The sequence below is a fragment of the Stenotrophomonas sp. genome (assembly GCF_036662295.1).
In the GTDB taxonomy this organism is placed as follows: Bacteria; Pseudomonadota; Gammaproteobacteria; order Xanthomonadales; family Xanthomonadaceae; genus Stenotrophomonas.
Map to the genome: position 1 here is coordinate 1 of NZ_JAVWXA010000173.1, position 4,496 is coordinate 4,496.

The window sequence follows — 4,496 nt, forward strand, 5'->3', positions numbered from 1 at the left end:
TGCGAGCCGCCTATTATGTCAGGCTTTTCGTTTCCGTCAACACCTTCTTTCGAAGAAGTTGAAGTCCTGATCCTTCGCGGTTGCCGCCTTGCGGTGGCCCCTGCGTCGGGGGAGGGAAAGTATGTCCCTATCGAGGGCATTTGTGAAGGGGTTGAGAGGACTTTTTTCGTCTTCCCACCCCTTCATTCAGCTCCGGCGAGCGGTGGACGGCCGGAAACCCTTGTCGCGCTTAGGCGGCGACCAGCAACACGCGGGCGAAGGTGCGCTTGCCGACCTGCAGCAGGCCTTCAAAACCCGGCACGAACACCTGCTGGGCGTCCTCCACCACCTCACCATCCACCTTGACCGCACGCTCCTTGAGCTTGCGCGAGGCCTCCGAATTGCTCGGGGTGAGGCCGGCGGCGGTCAACAAGGCGCCGATCCGCAGGCCCTCGGCCGGGATCGCCACTTCCTGCAGGGGCAGCAGGGTCACATCGCCCTGCCCGGTCACCGCGGCGTTCCAGCCGGCGATGGCCTGTTCGGCGGCGGCGGCATCATGGAAGCGGGTGGTCAGCTCGCGCGCCAGGCGCAGCTTGACCTCACGCGGGTTCAGGCCACCGGCCTCCACCTGCTGGCGCAGGCTGACCGCCTCGGCCTGGCTGATATCAAAGGAGAGCAGCTCGATCCAGCGCCACATGAGGTCGTCGCCGATCTTCATGGTCTTGGTGACGATGTCGATGGCCGGTTCGCTGATGCCGATGTAGTTGTTGAGCGACTTGGACATCTTGGCCACGCCGTCCAGGCCCTCCAGCAGGGGCATGGTGAGCACGATCTGCGGCTTCTGCCCGTAATGCTCCTGCAGGCCACGGCCCATCAGCAGGTTGAACTTCTGGTCGGTGCCACCAAGCTCGACGTCGGCTTCCAGGGCCACCGAGTCGTAGCCCTGGACCAGCGGGTAGAGGAACTCGTGCAGGGCGATGGACTGCTGGGCGGCGTAGCGCTTGGCGAAGTCGTCGCGTTCAAGCATGCGTGCCACGGTGTGCTGGCCGGCCAGGCGGATCATGTCGGCCGCGCCCATCTTGCCGAACCACTCCGAGTTGAAGCGGACTTCGGTCCTGTCGCGGTCCAGCACCTTGAAGACCTGGTCCTCATAGGTGCGCGCGTTGGCCAGCACGTCGTCCTTGCTGAGCGGCTTGCGGGTGACGTTCTTGCCCGACGGGTCGCCGATCATGCCGGTGAAGTCGCCGATCAGGAAGATGACCTGGTGGCCGAGGTCCTGGAACTGGCGCAGCTTGTTCAGCAGCACGGTGTGACCCAGGTGCAGGTCCGGTGCGGTGGGGTCGAAGCCCGCCTTGATGCGCAGCGGACGACCGCTTTCCAGGCGCTGGCGCAGCTCCTCGGGCTTGAGGATCTCATCGCTGCCGCGACCGATCAGGGCGATGGCTTCTTCAATGGACGACACGGTGCAACTCCCGGCAATGCCTTATTTATATGAATGACGTTAAGTACAAGTTAACCGCAAGCGCTTCACAAAAGCCAATAGGCACAAGGGTTTGACGCGGTATTTATACCTGTCTATGTTACCGACGTTTGGGCCCGCGCTCCCGGGCCAGCCAGGAACAGACCGACGATGCTCAATTCCGATCAAGGCCGCGCACGCAAGCAGCGCTTCAAGGAACGCCTCCACGTTCTCCACGACACCGCCCTGCATCGGAAGCTCAAACAGCATCTTCCTGCCGCCTTCAACCAGCGCTGGACGCGCCGGCACTGGATGCACGCCAGCCTGTTCGCCACGATCGGCGCGCTGGTGGCCACGATCGTGCCGGGCTTCTCGCACACCATCGATTCGCCCTATACGGTGGGCCACTCGACCCTGGCCCTGCCCTTGCCGCCGCTGTCGCTGGAGCGCCAGAAGCAGGTGCCGGGCGACAGCTGGCAGGTGCTGCGCGTGCAGCGCGGCCAGACCCTGAGCGATCTGTTCGACAAGGCCGGCATCCCGGCCACGGTGATGCACCAGGTGCTGGAACACCCCGGTGCACGTGACGCGCTGACCAAGCTGCGGCCCGGCGCGGAGATCGCCTTCGACCTGCCGCTGTCTGGCGACCTGCGCACGATCCGCTTCGACCGTGATGCCGATAGCCGGGTGGAGCTGTCGCTGGCCGAGGGCCGGATTGCCGAGAAGGTGATCAAGCGCGAGTCGTCCACGCGCCGCATCGTGGCCAGCGGGGAGATCACCAGTTCGCTGTATGCGGCCGCGCGCAAGGCCGGGCTGTCGCCGTCGGCGATTGCCACGATGACCGATGAGATCTTCAAGTACGACATCGACTTCTCCAAGGACCTGCAGGCCGGCGACCGCTTCAGCGTGGTGCTGGATGAAACCTGGCGCGAAGGCGAGAAGGTGGACACCGGCAAGATCCTGGCGGCCACCTTCACCAGCGGCGGCAAGACCTATAGCGGCTTCCGCTTCGACCGCAACGGCAAGTCGGAGTACTTCGACGTGAGCGGGCGGCCGTTGAAGAAGAGCTTCATCCGCATGCCGATCCCGTTCGCGCGGCTGAGTTCGAGCTTCGGGGCGCGCAAGCACCCGGTGCTGGGCAACATGCGCATGCACAAGGGCGTGGACTACGCCGCCCGGACCGGCACCCCGATCATGGCCGCCGGCGATGCCAAGGTGCAGTTCGCCGGGACCCAGCGCGGCTACGGCAACGTGGTGATCCTGGACCACGGCCGCGGCCACACCACCCTGTACGGGCACATGTCGCGCTTCGGGGCGATCCGCACCGGCCAGCGCGTGGCGCAGGGCACGGTGATCGGCTATGTGGGCTCCACCGGCCTGGCCACCGGCCCGCACCTGCACTACGAATTCCGCGTCAACGGCGTGCACCGCAACCCGCTGTCGGTGACGATGCCGCCGCCGGAGCCGCTGAAGGGCGCCGAGCTGGTGGCCTTCCGCGCACAGACCGCGCCGGCGCTGGCACGCATCCAGGGCATGGAGAAGCTGATCTACGCCGAGGCCAGCCCGGCCCCGCAGGCGGCCCCGGCCGAGGCGGCGGCCCAGACCCAGACCGCCAGCGTGGCCAAGCCGGCCCGGCGCAACCGCGGCTGATCCACGACCGGGCCAGCGCGCGGCCACGCGCGCATTGACGGGAACAACGGGTTGCGCAGAAGCTGGGCGCAACCCGTTTTTGATTGTGCCGGCCATGACTGTCGTTGATCCGCATGCTTCCCTCTTCCTGGGCCTGATGTCCGGCACCAGTGCCGACGGCATCGATGCCGCGCTGGTGCAGTTTCCCGCCGAGGGCGGCTGCCGCTTCGTGCACGGCTACACCCACGCATGGGATCCGGCGCTGCGCGCTGCGCTGATCGCGCTGGGCGAAGGCGGCGAGATCGCCTCGCTGGACGCGCTGGGCCGGATCGATGCGCAGATCGGCATCTGCTTCGGCGAAGCGGCCAACGCGTTGCTGGCGCGCGCCGGCGTGGACCGTGCCCGGGTCCGGGCGATCGGCTCGCACGGGCAGACCGTGCGCCATCGGCCGCTGGGCGAGCTGCCCTTCACCCTGCAGCTGGGCGATGCGAACCGGATCGCCGAGGCGACCGGCATCACCACCGTGGCCGATTTCCGCCGCCGTGACGTGGCCGCCGGCGGCCAGGGGGCCCCGCTGATGCCGGCCTTCCACCTGGCCATGCTGGGCACGGCCGCGGAGGACCGGGCGATCCTCAACCTGGGCGGTATCGCCAACCTGACGCTGATCCCGCGCGAGGGCGTGCCGCGCGGCTTCGATACGGGGCCGGCCAATGCGCTGATGGATGCGTGGTGCCAGCGCCATCGGGGCACGCCGTTCGATGCGGACGGCGCGTTCGCGGCCAGTGGCCAGGTGGACGAGGCGTTGCTGGCGCAGTGGCGGGCCGACCCGTGGTTTGCCCTGCCGCCGCCCAAGAGCACCGGGCGCGAGCAGTTCCACCTGGACTGGGCGCAGGCGGCGATGGGCGAAGGCCAGCACGCGGCGGCCGATGTGCAGGCCACGTTGCTGGAGCTGACCGCCGCGACGGTGGCCGATGCGCTGCTGGCGCACTTGCCCGGTGTGCGGCGCGTGCTGGTGTGCGGGGGCGGCGTGCGCAACCCGCCGCTGCTGCGCCGGCTGGCGGCGCGGCTGCCGGGCGTGGTGGTGGAGTCGAGCGCGGTGCACGGGCTGGACCCGGACTACCTGGAGGCGATGGGCTTTGCGTGGTTGGCCCAGCGCACGCTGGATGGGTTGCCGGGGAACCTGCCGAGCGTGAGTGGGGCGCGCGGGCCGCGGATCCTGGGGGCGATCCACCTGGCGTGAGCGGAGCGTCGGTGTGGTTTGGGGGTCATGCCGATATCGAGTATTGATCCATGGTCGGCAGTCGGCTGGGGCGCGACTCTACCGGGGGAAGCGGTTTGGTTTGGGGGTCATGCCGATATCGAGTGTTGATCCGCGGCCGGCAGTCGGCTGGGGCGCGACGCTTGCGGGGGGGGCGGGGGGGGTGGGGGGGCA

Annotated in this window: 3 protein-coding genes; 2 read left to right on the forward strand and 1 reads right to left on the reverse strand. The window is 68.1% G+C overall.

All coding sequences use genetic code 11. The annotated features are described in order from the left end of the window. Positions 1 to 229 precede the first annotated feature (229 nt). A complete protein-coding gene (tyrS, locus tag RSA25_RS19005; protein ID WP_332810388.1) occupies positions 230 to 1,441 on the reverse strand; it encodes a tyrosine--tRNA ligase in 1,212 nt (403 codons plus the stop codon). A 168-nt stretch (positions 1,442 to 1,609) separates the two neighbouring features. On the opposite strand from tyrS, the gene RSA25_RS19010 reads away from it, so the two are divergent. Next, on the forward strand, positions 1,610 to 3,085 hold the full coding sequence (locus RSA25_RS19010) for a M23 family metallopeptidase (RefSeq protein WP_332810389.1): 1,476 nt from the start codon (positions 1,610 to 1,612) through the stop codon (positions 3,083 to 3,085). Positions 3,086 to 3,179: 94 nt separating this feature from the next. Continuing rightward, entirely contained in the window at positions 3,180 to 4,304 is a 1,125-nt protein-coding gene (locus RSA25_RS19015; RefSeq protein ID WP_332810390.1) for an anhydro-N-acetylmuramic acid kinase, read from the forward strand. The last annotated feature ends 192 nt before the right edge of the window (positions 4,305 to 4,496 follow it).